The following is a 17369-nucleotide window of genomic DNA, read 5'->3' on the forward strand; positions in this document are numbered from 1 at the left end:
TCCGCGTGTACACCTTCTCGTCCATCTCCGACATCGATTCACCCATCTGTCCCGCAGTCCGCCGGCGCCGCGCCCGCCGGCGGGACCGCGCCCGCCGCCGGGACCGCGCCCATCGGTTTCGGCGCCGGAACCACCGGAGGCGGCAACGCGCCCGCCGTCACCGTCTCCACGCTCGCCGCCTTCAAGGCCGCCGTCGCCGGCGACAACGCCAAGGTCGTACGGGTCGACGGGCAGATATCCCTGACCGGCCAGGTCGACATCGGCTCCAACACCACCGTCCTGGGCGCCGGTTCCTCGTCCGGTTTCACCGGCGGCGGGCTGCGCATCAAGGAGGAGACCAACGTCGTCGTCCGCAACCTCCACATCAGCAAGCCGGTCGCGCCCGCCGACGGCATCACCGTCCAGGAGTCCACCAAGGTGTGGATCGACCACAACTCCTTCTCCGCCGACCGCGAGCACGGCAAGGACTACTACGACGGCCTGCTCGACATCACCCACGCCGCCGACCACGTCACCGTCTCCTGGAACACCTTCAAGAACCACTTCAAGGGCTCACTGGTCGGCCACAGCGACAACAACGCCGCCGAGGACACCGGGCACCTGCGCGTCACGTACCACCACAACCACTTCAGCAACGTCTACTCGCGCATCCCCAGCCTCCGCTTCGGCACCGGCCACTTCTACAACAACTACGTGGAGTCCGCCGACACCGCCGTCCACTCCCGCATGGGCGCCCAGGTCCTCGTCGAGAACAACGTCTTCCGGTCCACCAAGATCGCCGTGACCACCAGTCGCAGCAGCGACATCGACGGATACGCCGTCCTGCGCGGCAACGACCTCGGCGGCGCCGCCACCGAGATCTCCCGCACCGGCACCTTCACCACCCCGCCCTACGGCTACACCGCCGAACCCGCCTCGTCCGTCGCCGCCTCGGTGACCGCCGGAGCCGGCGCGGGCAAGCCATGAGCGCGACCCGCCCACTCCTCGCCGATGGCGATGGCGATGGCGATGGCGACGGCGACGGCGGGGCGATCGTGGCCGTCCCCCCCGCTCCTGGCGTACCGGCATCGAACGCACCGCAGAGCCCTCGAGGCGCCGTCCATCGTGCGACGGCATGCTGAACAACGGCGGTACGCCCACATGGAGCGCCTACTGATCCGCCCCGAGGGGCACCAATTCGCCGCCGACCGGCAGCCCTTCCACCTGTCGGTTGTCGGTGACCACCAGTTCGTACGGGTGCTTCCGGCCCCGTTGCCACTGCCCGCCCGACAGCCGCACGGTGGCGATGCGGGGCACGGGGCCGGACGTCCAGTCGAGCGGACCCGCGACGGTCTCCAGCCGCGTCGCACCGAGCGCGGCGGCGACCGATGCGGGGGCGGCCGGGTCGTCGGCCGTGGCGAGCGCGTGCGCGGCCACCTCGACGAGGGCGTACGCCAGTCCCAGCGGCTGGAGCCACTGGTTGCCCGTGGCCCGCTCGTATCCCTCGGCCAGTTCGGCGGCGCTCATGCCGTCGATGGACGAGCGGTACGGGTGGGCCGGGGTCCAGTACACGAGGGTCGCCACGTTCGCCTGGGGAGCCTCCACGGCCGGGTCCGCGGTGGAGGCGGGCGGGTAGGCCAGCCACCGGGAGCAGGTGATCAGCCGGAGCCGCAGCCCCTGCCGGGCGGCCTCCCGGCGGAACACGCCCAGGTCCGCCCCGGTCGCCGCACTCGTGACGATGTCCACGCCCTCGTCGCGGAACGCCGCCACGTGCCCGGCGAGGGTGGCGGCCGGCTCCCGGTACCCGGCCGGGACCACGAGACGGTGCCCACGCGCGCGTGCGGCGGGCAGGAAGCCGTGCGTGGAATGCCGGGACCAGGTGCCCTGCGGGCCGTCGTTCCACAGGCACCCCACCTTCCGTTCCGTCCCGCCGGCGGCTTCCCACAGGTCGGCGAAGACCTCGGCGATGTCGTCGAGCCCCCAGCAGAAGTGGTACGTCCAGCGCCGTCGCCTGCCGCCGTAGTGGTACACCTGCCACGGGAAGGTGCTCGACAGGCACGGGACACTCGCCTCCTCGCAGGCGTCGGCGACCGCGGGCAGCACCTCCGTACCCGCCAGCGTGAGCACGATCCGCGCCTGCTCCACCTCCACCAGCTCCCGCACCGCCTGCCGTGCGCCCTCGGCACAGGAACGGCTGTCGCGGCCCACCAGGCGCAGCCGTCCGCGCAGCTTCGGCGCCAGCAGGTCCACGGCGTACGCCAGGGGATCCCCCAGCCGCGCCAGCCGGCCCGTCCGGGCGACGACGACGCCCACGGTCGGCACACCCGTGCGCCCGCCCGCGGCCGGCGATGCCGCCGCCCGCACTCGCTTCTCTTCACCGTTCGTCTGATCCATGACCCTCACAACGCCCCAGCGGGGCGGGTGTCACGCACGGACTCACCAGGAGCGGCGGCCTTCGCGGCGGTGCCTCGTGTCAGTCGACGGTGAGGACCAGCTTGCCGGCCGTCCGGCCCGTCTCGCCCAGTTCGTGCGCCCTGGCGGCGTCCGCGAGCGGGAAGGTGCCCGCGATCGCCGCACGGAGCCGGCCTTCCTCGACGAGCCGGGCGATCGCGTTCATGCCCGAGTGGTCGGCCTCGACCAGCAGCAGCTCCGTACGTACGCCGAACGCGCGCGCTCGCTCGGCCAGTTCGTCGCCGCCCATCGGGAGGATGGACACCAGCAGGCCGCCCCGGCGGAGCGTGCGCAGCGAGCGCGTGCGGTAGTCGTCGTCGCCGATGGTGTCCAGGACGACGTCGACGTCGGCGACCTCTTCGGAGAAGTCCGTCTCCCGGTAGTCGATCACCTCGTCGGCCCCCAGCTCACGCAGGAACGCGTGCTTGCCCCCGCTGGCCGTGCCGATCACGTACGCTCCGCGTGCCTTGGCGATCTGCACGGCCAGGTGTCCTACGCCGCCGGCCGCCGCGTGGATCAGCACGCGCTGTCCGGCCTCCACGCGGGCGGTGTCGACCAGGGCCTGCCAGGCGGTCAGCGCGGCCAGCGGCAGGGCGCCGGCCTGGACGTGGTCGATGCCGGACGGCTTGCGGGCGAAGGCGCGCGCGGGGCCGGTGACGTACTCGGCGTGGGAGCCGACGCCGTACGGGTAGGGCAGCATCCCGAACACCTCGTCGCCGGGCTTGAACAGGGTGACGCCCATGCCGGTCGCCTCCACCACTCCGGAGACGTCCCAGCCGAGGACGTACGGCGGATCGCCCAGGAACAGCCGGGCGCCGCGGTGCTTCCAGTCGGTGGGGTTGACCCCCGCCGCGCGTACCCGCACCAGCACCTGGCTCGGTCCCGGCTCCGGGCGCCGCGTCTGCACTTCCTTCAGCACCTCGGGTCCGCCGAGGACGTCCTGACTGATCGCGCGCATGGTTGTCGTCGTTGTCATGGGCTCCACCCTGCCGGGGCCGGGACGCTTGGAAAATGGCAAGATTGCCAATATCCGATAGGATCGTGCCATGCATCGTGTCGTGGTCGTCGCCCTCGACGGCGTGTATCCCTTCGAACTGGGCATCCCCCACCGCGTCTTCGGCTCGGCGGACGGCCGTTACGAGGTGATCACCTGCTCCCTCGACGGCCGGCCCGTACGCACCGGCTCGGATTTCTCGATCACCGTCGATCACGGCCCCGAGGCGCTGGCCACCGCCGACACGGTGGTCGTCCCGCCCTATGACATGGAACTCGCCGCCGCCGACCTGCCCCGGCCGGCCGCCGACGCGCTCGCCCTGATCCGCCCGGGGACCCGGATCGTTTCCATTTGCACCGGCGCCTTCCTCCTGGCGGCCGCCGGGCTGCTCGACGGCCGGACCGCCACCACGCACTGGTCGCTGGTCCCGCTCTTCCGCCGGCTCTTCCCCCACGTGGCGCTCGACCCCGACGTCCTCTTCGTCGACACCGGCTCCGTCCTCACCTCGGCGGGCGCCGGGTCGGGCGTGGACGTCTGCCTGCACATCGTGCGCGAGGACCACGGCAGCGAGGTGGCCAACCAGGTGGCCAGGAAGTGTGTGGTGCCCCCCTGGAGGGACGGTGGCCAGGCCCAGTACATCGAACAGCCGGTGCCCGAGAGGTCGGAGAACGGGACGGGCGCCACCCGCCACTGGGCCCTGGAGAACCTGCACCTGCCGCTGACGCTCGCCGACCTCGCGGACCACGCCCGGATGAGCGCGCGCACCTTCGCCCGCCGGTTCGGCGAGGAAGTGGGCATGAGCCCCGGCCGCTGGCTCATCCAGCAGCGCGTCGCCCGGGCCCGGCACCTGCTGGAAGCCACCGACCTGCCGGTGGACCGCATCGCGGGCGAGGTGGGCTTCGCGACCGCCACCTCCCTGCGGCAGCACCTGCACGCCGCGATCGGCGTCTCCCCGCTGGCCTACCGCCGCACCTTCCGCGCCGCGGACCGCGCCCCCGCCTGACCGCCCCCGGTCACTGATCCGCGCATCGAGAGCGGCGACTTCAGCGGACAGTTCGGCTTCCGCCGCCCGCGTACCACCGAGCAGTCACCGAGCAGTGCCGACGCGCACCCACCGCACGAGAGGACCCCGCGTGACCCCCTTCGACCCCGCCGCCGAGTTCGACCGGCAGGTCCGCACCCTGACCGAGCGCGGCTACCCGAAGCTCTCCGGCTTCGAGCCGGAGAGCTTCGCCGCCCTGCTCGCACCGCTGCGCCCCGTCGCCGTGGCGGCCGCGAACGCCGCGGACCAGGAGTACGACGAGTCCGGACCCGAGGCCGGCCGCGAATCCGGCCGCGTGCCGTTCCTGCTGGTGGTCACCCGGGAACTCGCGCCGATCGAGGAGACGATGCCCCGCACCACCCTGCACGGCGGGAAGCTTCCCGGGTTCGTCGACCGGTCCTTCGAGCCCGGCGCCCTGGAGCGCTTCGTCGCCACACCGGAGGCGGAACTTCCCGGCCGGCGCGCGTATCTCCTGCTCGACGTCGAACGCGGCGAGGAGTTCTGCGGAGCCGTCCCCCGCGACGCCATGGCCACCATCGCCGAGCGGGGCCGCACCCTGCTCACCATCGAGGAAGGCATCGCGCTGATCACCCACTTCCCCCAGGTCCTGGTGAAGAACCAGTGCTTCTCGCTCGGCGGCTCCCGCAGCGGCGACCGCCGCGTTCCGGCGATCTGGATCAGCCAGAAGGCACCCAAACTGGGCTGGTGCTGGGAGGGCAACCCGCACACCTGGCTCGGCATGGCCTCCGCCGGAGGTCGCCGCACGGACGACACGCCCGCCTGACGCCCGGGCGGCCGAGCAGGCGGCAGGCACGCTCACGGCGCGTGCGTGACCGTCACCGCCGGGGTGAACGCGATCCGGGTGACCGCCCCGCCGTCCGCCCACCGCACCTCGACCAGCTCGCCGTCCGCCCGCTCCACGCTCGCCGCACCCGCGAGCGGCCCCGCGTCCGGGGCGGCGGTGAGGGACGCCAGCGCCACCAGCACCAGCGTGCCGCACTCCTCGGACGGGGCGGTGCTCAGCCGGGGGAGCACCGCCCAGCGGGTGAACGCCGTGCCCTGCGGGGCGCGCAGCTCCCCGGCGTCCGGCTCCTCCCACCCGTGCAGGCCGAGCAACTGCGAGACGAGCGGCTCGTCCGGCCCGGTCGCCCACCCCGACAGGCGCACCCGCGCCCCGCGGGGCAGGCCCACCAGCCGGTGCACCCTCAGCTCGTACCGGCCGAGCGCCACCGTCACGCTCTGGGCCCGCAGCCCCGGCACCATCGGCGACCCCGCCGGGAACACCGGCCGGTGCCAGGAGGCGGCCCACCCCCAGCCGTCCCCGTGCCCGGCGCCCAGCGGCCGGATCCGGCAGCGCACCGACGCCACCCCGCCGACCTCGACGGCCAGGTGGTTGTCGGCCGCGTTGGCGGCGGAAGTCGGCCCCGTCCGGGTGGAGTAGGCGAGCCGCCCGTACAGCACGTCGTGCGCGTCGGCGGTGTCGCCCGCGAACGGCGGTACGGCGTCACTGCCGTGGTTGTGCAGGCGAGCGATGCCGTCCGCACCGGTCGTCTGGACCAGCAGCCCCGGCGCGGGCAGTGCCCGCACCCGGTCACCGTTCTCGGCGGGTGCCGCCTCCTCCCGTACCGTCCACAGCGGGTCGTCCGCCGGGACGAGCAGCGCCACGAAGGCCTTGGACGCCCAGTACGGCGAGGCGGGACCCGAGTACGACTGGAGCGTCGCCTCGTGCGGACCGTGCCAGCCGAGCGTCAGCAGCCCGTCCCGCCCGTCCACCGCGCCCCGGTCCAGGAAGTAGCGCAGGCAGCCGCTCAGGAGCCGTCGCGAGACGCCCGGCGCGAGCGGCGTGTGCCCGGTCAGCGCGCCGAGCCCCACCGCCGTCCCCGCCGCGAACCGGTACGTCAGCGACCGCCCGAAGTGCACCGGTGCCCCGTCACCGTCGAACAGCAGCGACAGCCCCTCCAGGTGCTCGCGCAGCCGTGGTCCGTAGACGTCCAACAGGGCCCCGTCGCCCGCCAGATGGGCGTGCAGCAGCGGGTACAGGTGCAGCGCCCAGCCGTTGTAGTGGTCGAACGCGCGGCCGTCGCCGTCCGCGTACCAGCCGTCGCCGCGGTACCAGCCCTCGAGCAGCTCCAGGCCCCGTTCGACCGCCCGTGCCGTCTCCGCGTCGCCGCGCCCCACGGACTGGAGGAACCCGGCGACGGTGAGCGGGAAGAGATACCAGTTGTTGGGGGAGGGCGTGTGCCGCAGCGCGCCGCGCAGCCACTGTTCGGCCCGCTCCTGTACGCCGCTGTCCAGGCGGTCCCACAGCCAGGGCCGGGTCAACCGCAGTCCGAGCGCCACCGACGCCGACTCGACCATCGGCTGGCCCTGGACATGGTGGTCGAGGATCAGCGGCCACGACTCGGCGTCCTCGCGGCCGGGCGTGCGCGTCCCGGCGGCCAGCCCGTCCGCGTACCGGCCGAGCAGGCCGTACGGGTCGCCCCCGCCGGCGCCCGCGACCCGGAACGCGGCTGCCAGGAGCGTCCGCGCGTACCCCTCCAGCCCGTCGGAGCGTACGCCGGAGTGCGACGGCCGCCCCGGCAGGTCCAGCAGCGCCCCGCCGGGCGTCGCCCAGCGCCAGGCGGCCCGGACCAGGCCGTCGGCCGCCGCCTCCCAGTGGACGCGGGTGAAACCGGTGTACGGGCTCGACTCCCGGTCGTCGGGCGGCAGATGAAGATGCTCGCTCATGCCAGGTACGCCAGCCTCTCGCGTCGTACGGGGTGGGCGAAGCCGTCGCCCGCGGCCCAGCGGGCCACCTCGCTCACGGTCAGTTCGGCGAGCCGCCGCCACTCGTTGCCCTGGGACCCCGCCAGGTGCGGGGTCAGCAGCGCGTTCTCGCAGTCCCACAGCGGGTGGTCCGGCGGCAGGACCTCCGGATCGGTGACGTCCAGCACCGCGTGGATCCGGCCCGCCAGCACCGCCTCGGTGAGCGCCTCCTGGTCGACCACCGCACCGCGCGCGGTGTTGATCAGCGTCGCGACCGGGCGAAGCGCCGCGAGCAGCTCACGGCTGACGAGGCCGCGCGTGGCGGGCAGCAGCGGGGTGTGCACGCTGACCACGTCGCTCGCCGCGAACAACTCCCCGAGGCCCACCTTCCGTACGCCGAGGTTGGCCGCCTCGCCGTCGGCGACGTACGGGTCGTGGAGCAGGACACGGAGGTCGTGGGGGCGCAGCAGTTCGATGACCCGGCGCCCGATCAGCGAGGCGGAGCAGATGCCGACCGTACGGCGGTAGTTGCCGATGCCGGGATCCGCCCGCAGCGGGTCGCGGCGCTCGCGCGAGGCGTGGTAGTCGCGGGCCCGCTCCAGGACGCGCTTGCCGGACAGCAGAATCATCGCGACCGTGTACTCCGCCACCGGCAAGGCGTTGGCGGCGGCCGCCGACGACACCTCGATATCCCGTCGCCAGCACGCCTCGGTGATGTGTCCGCGGACGCTGCCGGCCGAGTGGGCGATGGCGCGCAGCCGGGGCGCGGCGGCCAACGCCGCCTCGTCGACGGGCGGGCAGCCCCAGCCGGTGACCAGCAGCTCGGTCCCGGCGAGCACGGCGCGGGCGCGGTCGGTGGTCAGGTCGTCGAGCACGGGCGGGGGAGCCAGGTCGCAGACGGCCGCCAGTTCCTCGCGTACTCCGGGGCCGAAGACGGCCGCTGCCGCCTCCTCGCTCATGGCGAGGGCGGCGGGCGGTGGGCGTGTGCGGTCGGCATCGCATCACTCCAAGTCGTCGACACGTCATCGACACCGGCATGGTGGTCGACGCCGCTGATCCGGTCAAACGATCAAACGATCAGCGGTCAGCGATCAGCGGGTGCCGGCCGCCAGCTCGGCGATCGCGTCCGGACCCACGCGGCAGCAGCCGCCGATCAGCAGCGCGCCCGCCTGACGCCAGCCCTCCACCCGCTCGGCCGAGAACGTCGGACGGCCGCGCCAGGCACGGGCCGCGGCGTCCCACCGCTCACCGCTGTTCGGGTACACCACCACCGGCTTGCCCGTGACGCGCGCCGCGATCGCGACCGCGCGGTCGGCGTCCTCGGGCGCACAGCAGTTCACCCCGACGGCGACGATCTCCTCCGACGACGCCGCGACCGCGAAGGCCTCCTCCAGCGGCTGGCCCGCCCGCGTCCGCTCCCCGGCGATGCTGTACGACAGCCATGCCGGTACGCCGAGCCCGCGCACCGCCCGTACCAGCGCCCGTGCCTCGTCCGCGTCCGGCACGGTCTCCAGCGCGAGGGCGTCCGGGCGGGCGGCGGCCAGCACCTCCAGCCGAGGGCGGTGGAACCGTTCCAGCTCGGCGACGGTGAGCCCGTACCGGCCCCGGTACTCCGACCCGTCGGCGAGCATCGCGCCGTACGGCCCGGCGGAGGCGGCCACCCACAGGGACCGCCCGGGCACCTTCGCCTCGGCGCGCCGGGCGGCCTCACGTCCCAGTTCGACGCTGAGCGCGAGGAGTCCGGCCGCCCGGTCGTGGCCGATGCCGCGGTGCGCGAAGCCCTCGAAGGTGGCCTGGTAACTGGAGGTCGTCGCGACGCTCGCACCGGCCTCGTAGTAGGCGACGTGCGCCGCGACGATCGCCTCCGGCCGGTCGGCGAGGAGCCGCGCCGACCACAGGTCGTCGCTCAGGTCGTGGCCGGCTGCCTCCAGCTGGTTGGACAGCCCGCCGTCGAGGATGACGGGCACGGGCGACGTGGCGAGCGTTTCGGCGAAGGAGGGTGCGGCGGCGCTGGTCATGAGGGCGAAGCTAGCCCAGGACACCCGGGCATGCGGAACGGATCACCGGGTAGCAGGGCCCCACGTGAGACAACCGGCGCTTGTCGTCAGGAAGGAGACCAGCCGTGCTGATGGCCCACCCCGCCGTCCTGAACAACCTGGTCGAGCAGTACGAGACCCTGAGGATCCTGCACGCCGAGGCGGGCACCCCGGAGGTCCGGGAACGCATGGACGAACTCGCCCGTACCCTCTGCGTCGCCACGGGCACCGGGGACGTCGACACGGCTCTGGTCGCCGCCCGCCACCGACTGCCCGGGGCCCGCCCGGAGGACGACTCCCTCCTGACGTCCGGAGCTGCTGAAGCTCTGACTTCCTGACCTCCCGACCCGGGGCAGACCGGGCCCCGGGTATCTGCGCCGCGCCCTGAGACCGCTCGGCGCGGTGGCGGCCTTGGTCGTCTCCATGTCCACCTTCCCGCTGGCGATGGCTCCGGAGCTGGAGGGCTTCCGGGACTCCGTGGGTATCCCCGGCAAGGCGGCCATCTCGCTGCCGGCCCTGTGGTCGGTCGGCTTCGCGATCTACGGCATCGGCCTTTCGCTCGTGCATGTCTTCCGCACGGCCGACATCCACGAGATGGTGCCGCCGGTCCTCGCCACCTTCCTGGTGTGGGAAATGGCGATCATCGACGTGGCCACGGGCGCCTACGCGAACGTCCCGCCGCTCGCCCGGATCGCCTTCATGCTGGGCGCGCCGGTGACCGTGACGGCCCTGTCCGCCTGGGAGGTGTACCGGCTGCCCCGCCACCACGGACTGTCCCTGCGCGCCTCACTGCGGGGCTGAGACACGTCACCTGCGAGCGGCCGCAACCCGCCACTTGTGGTGGGCGGCCGGCGGCAACGGCGGCCGGACGAGTTCACCGAGCAGCACCGTCGTCCGTCCCCGTCACTCTTTAGGTGGCTTCCGGCGGGCGAGGCGCATCCCCGGGGCCGCTTGGCGTGTCTTGCCGGTAGCGGTGTAATCCGGGCAGCGTCGCCGCGGCTGCGTGTACGGGAGTGTGGACTTTGAACAGCAGGACCTTCAGCCGCTTGGGGGCGGTGCACGTCACCGTCTGGACCGTCCTGGCCACCGGGGCGGCCGTCGCCCCGGCCCAGGCGGCCCCGGTGCGGCCACCGTCGATCACCGCCAAGGGCGGTTTCGTGATGAACACCGGCTCGGGGGCGGCCCTTTACGCGAAGGGCGCCGACAGCCGTCTTCCCACCGGATCGACGGCCAAGATCATGACGGCTCAGGTGGTGCTCTCGCAGAGGGGCCTGGACCTGGACCGCAAGGTCACCGTCCAGATGGCGTACAGCGACTACATCGTGGCCAGGACAGCCTCGTCGGCACGGCTCATCGTGGGCGACAAGGTGACCGTCCGGCAACTGCTGTACGGGCTGCTGCTCCCCTCCGGATGCGACGCCGCATACGCTCTGGCCGACACCTACGGGACCGGCTCCACCCGGCAGGCCCGCGTGAAGTCGTTCGTCGGGAAGATGAACGCGGCGGCCACCGGGCTCGGCCTGAAGAACACCCACTTCGACTCCTTCGACGGCATCGGCAACGGCAAGAACTACTCGACCCCGCGCGACCTCACCAAGCTCGCGGGGCAGGCGATGAAGAACCCGACGTTCCGCGCCATCGTGAAGACGAAGTCGACCAAGCAGAGGGTCACGACGAAGAGCGGCGGCTACCGCGACATGTCGTGGACCAACACCAACAAACTCCTCGGTACCTACCGGGGGGCCATCGGGGTCAAGACCGGCTCCGGCCCGGAGGCCAAGTACTGCCTGGTCTTCGCCGCCACCAGGGGCGGAAGGACGGTCGTCGGCACGGTCCTGGCCTCCTCCTCGGAGGTCAACCGCAACACGGACGCGACCAAGCTCATGGATCACGGATTCAGGAAGTAGCGCCCGGGGAGCCGCCGCGCGCCCGAGGGCTGTCCCTCGGGCCCGGAGGCCGTTCCCGCGCGTGCGGGGACGGCGGCCCCCGGCCGGCCCCGTGGCCATGCCCGGACCTCGCCGGGGTACGGGACGATCGGGCGCCGCACGGACGGTCCATCGAAGGGCACCACCTGGCTGGAGAACCCGGACCGCCACGGCGAATCCCCGAACGCCCGCCGGCCGGACCGCGACGACTGCACCCGCCTCGCCCACCTGACCGCACTCGCCACCGGCCCGCTCACCGCCCCGGCCACCGAACTGCCGGACGTCCCCGTGCTGCTCACCGTTCTCGACGGCGAACCGGCCCACCGCGACGCGCGGCTGTGAACGGCCGGGGTGATTCACGCGCGACCCGTTGACCTTCCCGTACCGCACCCTTACCGTTTCGCCGTTCGGTATTGCAGATGACGTTCGGGATCCCGAACAGGCGGTCGCAGCAAGGCCGTTGGGCCCCGGCGTCCCGGGACGGAAGGGCACACCGTATGAGTCACCACCCCACACCCCCCACCCGCCGGCTGCTCCTCCAGGGCGCCCTCGCGGTGGGCGCACTCGGCGCCGTGCCAGGAGTTGCGAGCGCCGCCACGCCCGGCGCCGCCGAGCGGCATCCGTACGTCAACCCCCTCGTACGCAACCGCGCCGATCCGCACATCCACCGCCACACCGACCGGCATTACTACTTCACCGCCACCGCCCCCGAGTACGACCGGATCGTCCTCCGCCGCTCGCGCACCCTCCGCGGCCTGGCCACCGCGGAGGAGGCGGTGGTCTGGAGGAAGCACGGCAGCGGCGACATGGGCGCGCACATCTGGGCGCCGGAGATCCACCACATCGACGGCACGTGGTACATCTACTTCGCCGCCGCGCCCTCGGACGACGTGTGGAAGATCCGTATGTGGGTGCTGGAGAACCGCAGCCGCGACCCCTTCAAGGGCACCTGGACCGAGAAGGGGCGGATCGCCACCGCCTGGGACACCTTCTCCCTCGACGCCACCACCTTCACGCACCGGGGCTCCCGCTACCTCGCCTGGGCGCAGCACGAGCCGGGCATGGACAACAACACCGCCGTCTTCCTGTCCCGGATGGCCAACCCCTGGACGCTCGCCGGCCCGCAAGTCCGGCTCACCACACCGGAGTACGACTGGGAGTGCGTCGGCTTCAAGGTGAACGAGGGCCCCTCCGTCATCCGGCGCAACGGCCGTCTCTTCATGACGTACTCCGCCAGCGCCACCGACAGCAACTACTGCATGGGGCTCCTCACCGCCGACGACCGCGGCGACCTGATGGACCCGGCCAACTGGACCAAGTCATCCCGGCCGGTGTTCACCAGCAACGACTCCACCCGCCAGTACGGGCCCGGCCACAACTCCTTCACCGTCGCCGAGGACGGCCGCACCGACGTCCTCGTCTACCACGCCCGCCAGTACAAGGAGATCAGCGGCGATCCCCTGCACGACCCCAACCGCCACACCCGCATCCAGCGACTCGGCTGGAAGCCCGACGGCACCCCGGACTTCGGCATTCCGGTCGCCGACGGTCCGAGGGGCTGACCGGCCGCTCCGCGCCCGGCCGGACGGCGCGCCGCCCCGAACACGGCCGCCCCGGAGCGGGCCCTCCGGCTGCTGCGGGACCGCGTCACCGGCCGGGCCGCGTCACCGGCCGGCGCGGGGCTCAGCGGCCGGCGCGGGGCTCGGGGTGCACATACGCGCGGGCGCGCAGTCGGTGCGCAGCGCTTCCAGGGCGGGCCACGGGCTGTGCGCGCCGAATACGCGGGGCGGCGCGGGACGCGGGCCCATGAGCGTGTAGTGGAGCGGAAGGAAGGACAGATCGCCCCAGGGCTCCACCGTGTGTGCCCGCGCCAGCACCCCACCGCACCGGCCGCACCCGATCCACGGCACCAGGACGTGGTCGGAGCCCGGCGAGGGAAGCGGCCGGGCATCCGGATGCTCGATCAGCCGCAGCGGGGGGTTCTCCTCGTCGGAACCGACTGCCGCGCAGTACAGCAGTCGGGCCGTGAGCGCTCCGCCCATGCCCCACTCCTGCGCCAGCACCGCGATCTCGACGAGCCTGTTCTCGCTGATCACCACCCGGTGTGCCAGGAGAGCGGACACGAGCGTGTCGAGCCCGGCTTCCTGCTCTCCCGTGTCCCAGCAGTCCCTGACCCGAGTGGCCTCCGGCTCGGGCAGCAGCGCGGAAAGTCTGTACCAGCGGGTAACTTCATCGGTCACCCGCAGAGGCTACCTGGACGCCCTCGTCCGGCGGCGGGCGGTCCCGACCGGCGGGCCGCCCCTCCGCCCCTCCGAAGGGGGCGGAGGGATCTGCGGAATCATGGGCGACGTGGCTGCTCCGTCATTCCTCCGGAACGACACCCAACTGCCGCATGAGGCCCAGGTCGTCCAGGTTCCACCAACTCTCCGCGATCTTGCCGCCCTTGCAGCGGAAAGTCGCGTGACCCGTGCCGGAAACATCGCGGCCGGTGGCTTCGATGCCCTTGTACGCGCCGACGTGGCGGCCCGTGTACGACATGCGCAGGCACACCAGATCGCCTTCGGCGACGAGGCCCTCGATGGTGCACGCCGGCCGGAACGCCTCCATGATCTCCCGGTTCTCCGCCTTGGCGGTCGCCAGGTTGGCGTCGTACGACGACAGGGACGGGTCGTGCTCACGGTAGTCGCTGGCGCACAGACCGTCGGCCGCGTCGACGTTCCCCTGGTTGATCACCTCGTCCACGAACCTCTGGACGATGAGCTTGTTGAGCTGTTCGTCCCGGACGACGTCCAAATCCGTGAAGGTGGGTTCACCGTCACAGAGCTCCACCATCTCCCGGAAGATCCGGTCGGTCTCGGGGAGCTTCGAGTTCTCCATCGCCTCCTCGTACGAGGGGAATTCCACGATCTCCAGCACATGCGTGGAGTCCGAACGGTCCCGGCCCATCAGCGCGTGGGTGGCCGTCCGCTTGCCCTGGGTCGCCTCGGCCCAGCTGTCCAGCAACCGGTTCATCTCGTCGACCCTGGCGGTCTTGCAGTCGATGATCTGGACGAATGTCATGACGCCTCCCGTCATTGGGAACGACTGCGCTGCTTTCAGCGTAGGCCGGTCGGAGGGACGCGGCAGGCGGGCGCGTGCCCCTTCACCGGGACGGCGTGGCGAGTCCGTTGAGGGCCGTCGCCAGCTGGGCGCGGGAGCGGACGTCGAGCTTCTGGTAGATGCGGGTCAGCCGCGCCTCGACGGTCTTCACGCTCAGGTACAGCCGGGCGGCGGCCTCCTGGTTGCTCGCGCCCTCCCCGACGAGCCGGGCGAGCCGCAGCTCGGCCTCCGTCAGGCGGGACAGGGCGCTTCCGGCGGCGGGCGCCGGTGCGGAGTCGGCGGGGGAGGGGCTCTCCGCTGTCAGCCCGAGCCACGGCACGGCGCCCGCCCGCTCGAAGACCGCGGCCGCCGCCTGCATCGCCGCCTGCGCGGCCGACCGTCTGCGCCGCCGCCGCTCCACCCGCGCCAGGGCGATCAGGCAGCGCCCCTGCTCCAGGACGAGCCCGTGCCCGGCGAACCGGTCCGCCGTCTCGACCAGCAGGTCGACCGCCTCGTCGGTCTTGCCGCTCGCCGCCAGACACAGCGCGTACACCCGGTCGTAACCGAGCAGCACCGTACCGCGGCCCAGCCGTTCCGCGACCGGGCCCACGTCCGCGAGCAGGGCCTGGGCCTCCGCCAGGGCGTCCCCCGCCAGCAGCGCCTCGGCCAGCTCCTCGTGCCACCGCAGCATGGAGGGATCGACCGTGCACTGGGCGCTCTCGCCGTCGCGCACCCGGCGCAGCGTCTCCAGCGCGCCCGCCACGTCCCCGGTGACCAGCTGGACCCGGCCGAGCGCGTAGAGGCTGCGCGAGAGGAAGACGTGGTCGCCCTCCTCCTCCGACGCCCGGGCGCTGCGCCGCGCGTACCCGGCCGCCCGCGCGAAGCTGCCCCCCGCGGTCTCGGCGAGCGCCAGCGCGTACCAGGCGGGCCCCGGCGACAGACCCGCCTCCAGCGTCAGCGCCAGCGACCGCTCGGCGTGCCCGAGGGCCGCCGCGCACTGGCCGCGCCGGGCCTCGACCTCGGCGAGCGTACGGAACAACTCGATCGCGTCCTCGACCGGTCCCCGCCGCTCGACCAGTGGCAGCAGCGCGTACAGCTGGTCACGGGCCTCACCGAGCCGGTCGTCGAACAGGGCATGACGGATCGTCAGGATCTGGGCGGCGTTGCGGACACCGAGCGGCCGGTCGGTCATCTCCAGGGCACGCGCCTCGGCCAGCGTCCGTTCGGCGTCCGGCGAGCCGAGCACCCGGTCCATCCTGGCCTGCTGGGTCAGCGCCTGCGCGGCGGTGTGCCGGTCGCCCACCGACATGGCGAGGGCCGCCGACTCGACCGCCGCGGCCCGGGACCGCACCGGATCGCCGTCCGCGAGGACGTACTTCACCGCCAGCCGCAGCTGCACGGCCGCCCGCAGGGCCGGTTCGCCCTCGGAGTCCTCCATGGCGTGCACATAGATCTCGTCCAGGTCGGTCAGGCCCTGTCCCGCGGTGTCCAGCACGGCCAGCCGCGCGCGGACCCGGTCCGCGGGCGTCGCGTCCCGGGCCAGCAGATCGGCCGCGGCGCGCATCGCGAGATCCGCGCGGGCGGCCCGAGCGGCCTCCTCCGCGGCGTCCACCAGCCGCTCCAGCCGGCGGCGGCCCAGGCCCGCGGGCGTGGTCTCGGCGGCGAGCAGTGCCAGTTCGGCGGCGAGCGCGCTGTTGCCGCGCCGGCGTGCCGTGTCGGCCGCCGCCGCCACCTCGGCGGCCAGGTCCTCGTCCGGCACATCGTTGGCCAGGGCGCGGTGCCGGACCGATTCCACCGGGTCGTCCGCCACCTCGGCGAGCGCGGCGTGCCCCCGGCTGCGCTCGGTCCAGCAGGTGTCGTGGACGAGCGTGGAGGGCAGCAGGCCGGCCGTGAACGCGACCGTCCCGTCCTCGGTCAGCGAGATCAGCCCCGCGCGCTCCGCGGCGGCCAGCTCCGCCTCCGCCGTCGGGCGCCCGGCGCGGCGCAGCAGCGCGGTGGTCGGACGCAGCGCCAGGGCGGCGAGCAGCAGCGTGGCCCGTACAGGAGCGGAGGCGGGCGCGAGCATCCGGCGCGCCACGTCCCGGGCCCGCCCGGAGAGCGGCAGGGCCTCGGCGTGGTGCACCGGGGTGCGCGCGTCCGCCAGGGACCGGCCGACGGCGAGCGCGAGGCGGGGGTTGCCGCCGCTGGCGCGGTGGATGCGCCCCGCGAGCCGGGACGGCAGCCGGTGGTGGACCAGCAGCTCGGCCATCTCGTCGGCCTGGAGCGGCGGCACCAGCAGCACGTCCGCCTCGGAGGCCACCCACAGGGGCATCGGCGCGCCTCCGCTGTCGGCCCCGCCACCGGCGTACGGCGCCGGCGTCTCGACGGCGACGACCCGCAGCGCGGGCGGCGCGAGGTGCAGGGCGAAGCGGAGCAGGTCGGCGCTGTCGGCGTCGATGCGCTGGGCGTCGTCGACGACCAGGAGGACGGGGGACCGCTCGGTCAGGGTCCGCAGGATGCCGGCGATGGCCAGCCGCAGGGCGATCGGGTCCCGGCCGACGGCGGGCGCGGCGGACTCCCGGCAGAGCACCGCGACGGCATCCCGCTGCGGCCCCGGCAGGCCGTCGAGCGCGAAGGGCGGGACGGAGGCGACGAGCGCGGCCGCGGCCGCCCCGGCCATGCCCTGGTCCGCGGGCTGCGGGGCGAGCCACACGACGGTCTCACCGCGCGCGGAGGCCTGCTCGGCGGCCGCCTGGGCGACCTCCGTCTTGCCGACCCCGGGAGCCCCGGTGAGCAGGGCACGCCCACGGGTGAGAAGCACGCGCTCCAGGCGGGCGAGCAGTTCGGCCCGCCCGACGGGCGCGGCCCGGTCGGAGCCGTATGGCGTGGAGCCGTACGACGTGGGAGCGCACGGCGCGGAGGGGTACGGCGTCGACCTCACCTGCGCCCACCACCCTCCGGCGCGCGGGCCCCCTGCCCCGCGCCCTGTCCCGCGCCTCGTCCGCGAACCGACTCGCGATCTGTCTCGCGAGCGCAGCATACGAACTCGGACACGGGAGTCCAGGTGTCCTGTCCGGTATGTGGACGAACACACAAGCGGGCGTGCCCGCGGCGAGATGCCACGAGCACGCCCCTGACCT

At 73.5% G+C, this 17369-nt stretch carries 15 protein-coding genes; 7 read left to right on the forward strand and 8 right to left on the reverse strand.

Translation table 11 applies throughout. From position 1 onward, the window contains the following. Positions 1-36: 36 nt before the first annotated feature. Positions 37-966 (forward strand): pectate lyase family protein, encoded by a 930-nt coding sequence (locus ABT360_RS10910; RefSeq protein ID WP_351813825.1) that lies wholly within the window; start codon positions 37-39, stop codon positions 964-966. 183 nt (positions 967-1149) lie between these two features. Here the strand turns inward: ABT360_RS10910 and ABT360_RS10915 are convergent, their stop codons facing one another. Together ABT360_RS10915 and ABT360_RS10920 are read right to left on the reverse strand one after the other, a co-directional pair. Continuing rightward, on the reverse strand, positions 1150-2373 hold the full coding sequence (locus tag ABT360_RS10915; RefSeq protein ID WP_351813675.1) for an ABC transporter substrate-binding protein: 1224 nt from the start codon (positions 2371-2373) through the stop codon (positions 1150-1152). A 79-nt stretch (positions 2374-2452) separates the two neighbouring features. Next, complete coding sequence (locus tag ABT360_RS10920) at positions 2453-3406, reverse strand: NADP-dependent oxidoreductase (RefSeq protein ID WP_351813677.1); 954 nt, start codon at positions 3404-3406, stop codon at positions 2453-2455. 70 nt (positions 3407-3476) lie between these two features. Between ABT360_RS10920 and ABT360_RS10925 the strand changes: the two genes are divergently transcribed. Both ABT360_RS10925 and ABT360_RS10930 read left to right on the forward strand, forming a co-directional pair. Beyond that, on the forward strand, positions 3477-4427 hold the full coding sequence (locus ABT360_RS10925) for a GlxA family transcriptional regulator (protein WP_351813679.1): 951 nt from the start codon (positions 3477-3479) through the stop codon (positions 4425-4427). 130 nt (positions 4428-4557) lie between these two features. After that, a complete protein-coding gene (locus tag ABT360_RS10930; protein WP_351813681.1) occupies positions 4558-5250 on the forward strand; it encodes a DUF5701 family protein in 693 nt (230 codons plus the stop codon). 32 nt (positions 5251-5282) lie between these two features. Here ABT360_RS10930 and ABT360_RS10935 read toward each other — a convergent pair whose 3' ends face one another. The 3 genes from ABT360_RS10935 to mmuM form a co-directional block, all read right to left on the reverse strand. Next, on the reverse strand, positions 5283-7193 hold the full coding sequence (locus ABT360_RS10935) for a DUF2264 domain-containing protein (RefSeq protein ID WP_351813683.1): 1911 nt from the start codon (positions 7191-7193) through the stop codon (positions 5283-5285). Then, positions 7190-8170 (reverse strand): hydroxyacid dehydrogenase, encoded by a 981-nt coding sequence (locus ABT360_RS10940; RefSeq protein WP_351813685.1) that lies wholly within the window; start codon positions 8168-8170, stop codon positions 7190-7192. Before ABT360_RS10940 ends, ABT360_RS10935 begins: the two co-directional genes overlap by 4 nt. A gap of 132 nt (positions 8171-8302) precedes the next feature. Continuing rightward, positions 8303-9229, reverse strand: coding sequence for a homocysteine S-methyltransferase (mmuM, locus tag ABT360_RS10945; protein ID WP_351813687.1), 927 nt, complete (start codon positions 9227-9229; stop codon positions 8303-8305). 104 nt (positions 9230-9333) lie between these two features. Here mmuM and ABT360_RS10950 point away from each other — a divergent pair, with 104 nt between their 5' ends. From ABT360_RS10950 to ABT360_RS10965, 4 genes are all read left to right on the forward strand, one after another. Next, on the forward strand, positions 9334-9585 hold the full coding sequence (locus tag ABT360_RS10950; protein WP_351813689.1) for a DUF5133 domain-containing protein: 252 nt from the start codon (positions 9334-9336) through the stop codon (positions 9583-9585). Between the two features lie 85 nt (positions 9586-9670). Then, entirely contained in the window at positions 9671-10048 is a 378-nt protein-coding gene (locus ABT360_RS10955; protein ID WP_351813691.1) for a hypothetical protein, read from the forward strand. 221 nt (positions 10049-10269) lie between these two features. Further along, complete coding sequence (locus ABT360_RS10960; RefSeq protein WP_351813693.1) at positions 10270-11154, forward strand: D-alanyl-D-alanine carboxypeptidase family protein; 885 nt, start codon at positions 10270-10272, stop codon at positions 11152-11154. Between the two features lie 515 nt (positions 11155-11669). After that, a complete protein-coding gene (locus ABT360_RS10965; RefSeq protein ID WP_351813695.1) occupies positions 11670-12734 on the forward strand; it encodes a glycoside hydrolase family 43 protein in 1065 nt (354 codons plus the stop codon). Positions 12735-12836: 102 nt separating this feature from the next. Here ABT360_RS10965 and ABT360_RS10970 read toward each other — a convergent pair whose 3' ends face one another. From ABT360_RS10970 to ABT360_RS10980, 3 genes are all read right to left on the reverse strand, one after another. Next, complete coding sequence (locus ABT360_RS10970) at positions 12837-13412, reverse strand: hypothetical protein (protein ID WP_351813697.1); 576 nt, start codon at positions 13410-13412, stop codon at positions 12837-12839. A 121-nt stretch (positions 13413-13533) separates the two neighbouring features. Continuing rightward, positions 13534-14232 carry an ester cyclase gene (locus ABT360_RS10975; RefSeq protein ID WP_351813699.1) on the reverse strand — a complete coding sequence of 233 codons (699 nt, stop codon included), beginning with the start codon at positions 14230-14232 and terminating at the stop codon, positions 13534-13536. A gap of 82 nt (positions 14233-14314) precedes the next feature. Continuing rightward, positions 14315-17071 carry an AAA family ATPase gene (locus ABT360_RS10980; RefSeq protein WP_444852216.1) on the reverse strand — a complete coding sequence of 919 codons (2757 nt, stop codon included), beginning with the start codon at positions 17069-17071 and terminating at the stop codon, positions 14315-14317. Between the last annotated feature and the right edge of the window lie 298 nt (positions 17072-17369).

Source organism: Streptomyces sp. NPDC000229, assembly GCF_040300825.1.
Taxonomy (GTDB): domain Bacteria; phylum Actinomycetota; class Actinomycetes; order Streptomycetales; family Streptomycetaceae; genus Streptomyces.

Coding starts and splice junctions, on each gene's coding strand:
- ABT360_RS10915 (WP_351813675.1), bottom strand. CDS start 2,373: ATGGATCAGACGAACGGTGAAGAGAAGCGAGTGCGGGCGGCGGCATCG.
- ABT360_RS10920 (WP_351813677.1), bottom strand. CDS start 3,406: ATGACAACGACGACAACCATGCGCGCGATCAGTCAGGACGTCCTCGGC.
- ABT360_RS10925 (WP_351813679.1), top strand. CDS start 3,477: ATGCATCGTGTCGTGGTCGTCGCCCTCGACGGCGTGTATCCCTTCGAA.
- ABT360_RS10935 (WP_351813683.1), bottom strand. CDS start 7,193: ATGAGCGAGCATCTTCATCTGCCGCCCGACGACCGGGAGTCGAGCCCG.
- ABT360_RS10940 (WP_351813685.1), bottom strand. CDS start 8,170: ATGAGCGAGGAGGCGGCAGCGGCCGTCTTCGGCCCCGGAGTACGCGAG.
- mmuM (WP_351813687.1), bottom strand. CDS start 9,229: ATGACCAGCGCCGCCGCACCCTCCTTCGCCGAAACGCTCGCCACGTCG.
- ABT360_RS10955 (WP_351813691.1), top strand. CDS start 9,671: ATGTCCACCTTCCCGCTGGCGATGGCTCCGGAGCTGGAGGGCTTCCGG.
- ABT360_RS10965 (WP_351813695.1), top strand. CDS start 11,670: ATGAGTCACCACCCCACACCCCCCACCCGCCGGCTGCTCCTCCAGGGC.
- ABT360_RS10975 (WP_351813699.1), bottom strand. CDS start 14,232: ATGACATTCGTCCAGATCATCGACTGCAAGACCGCCAGGGTCGACGAG.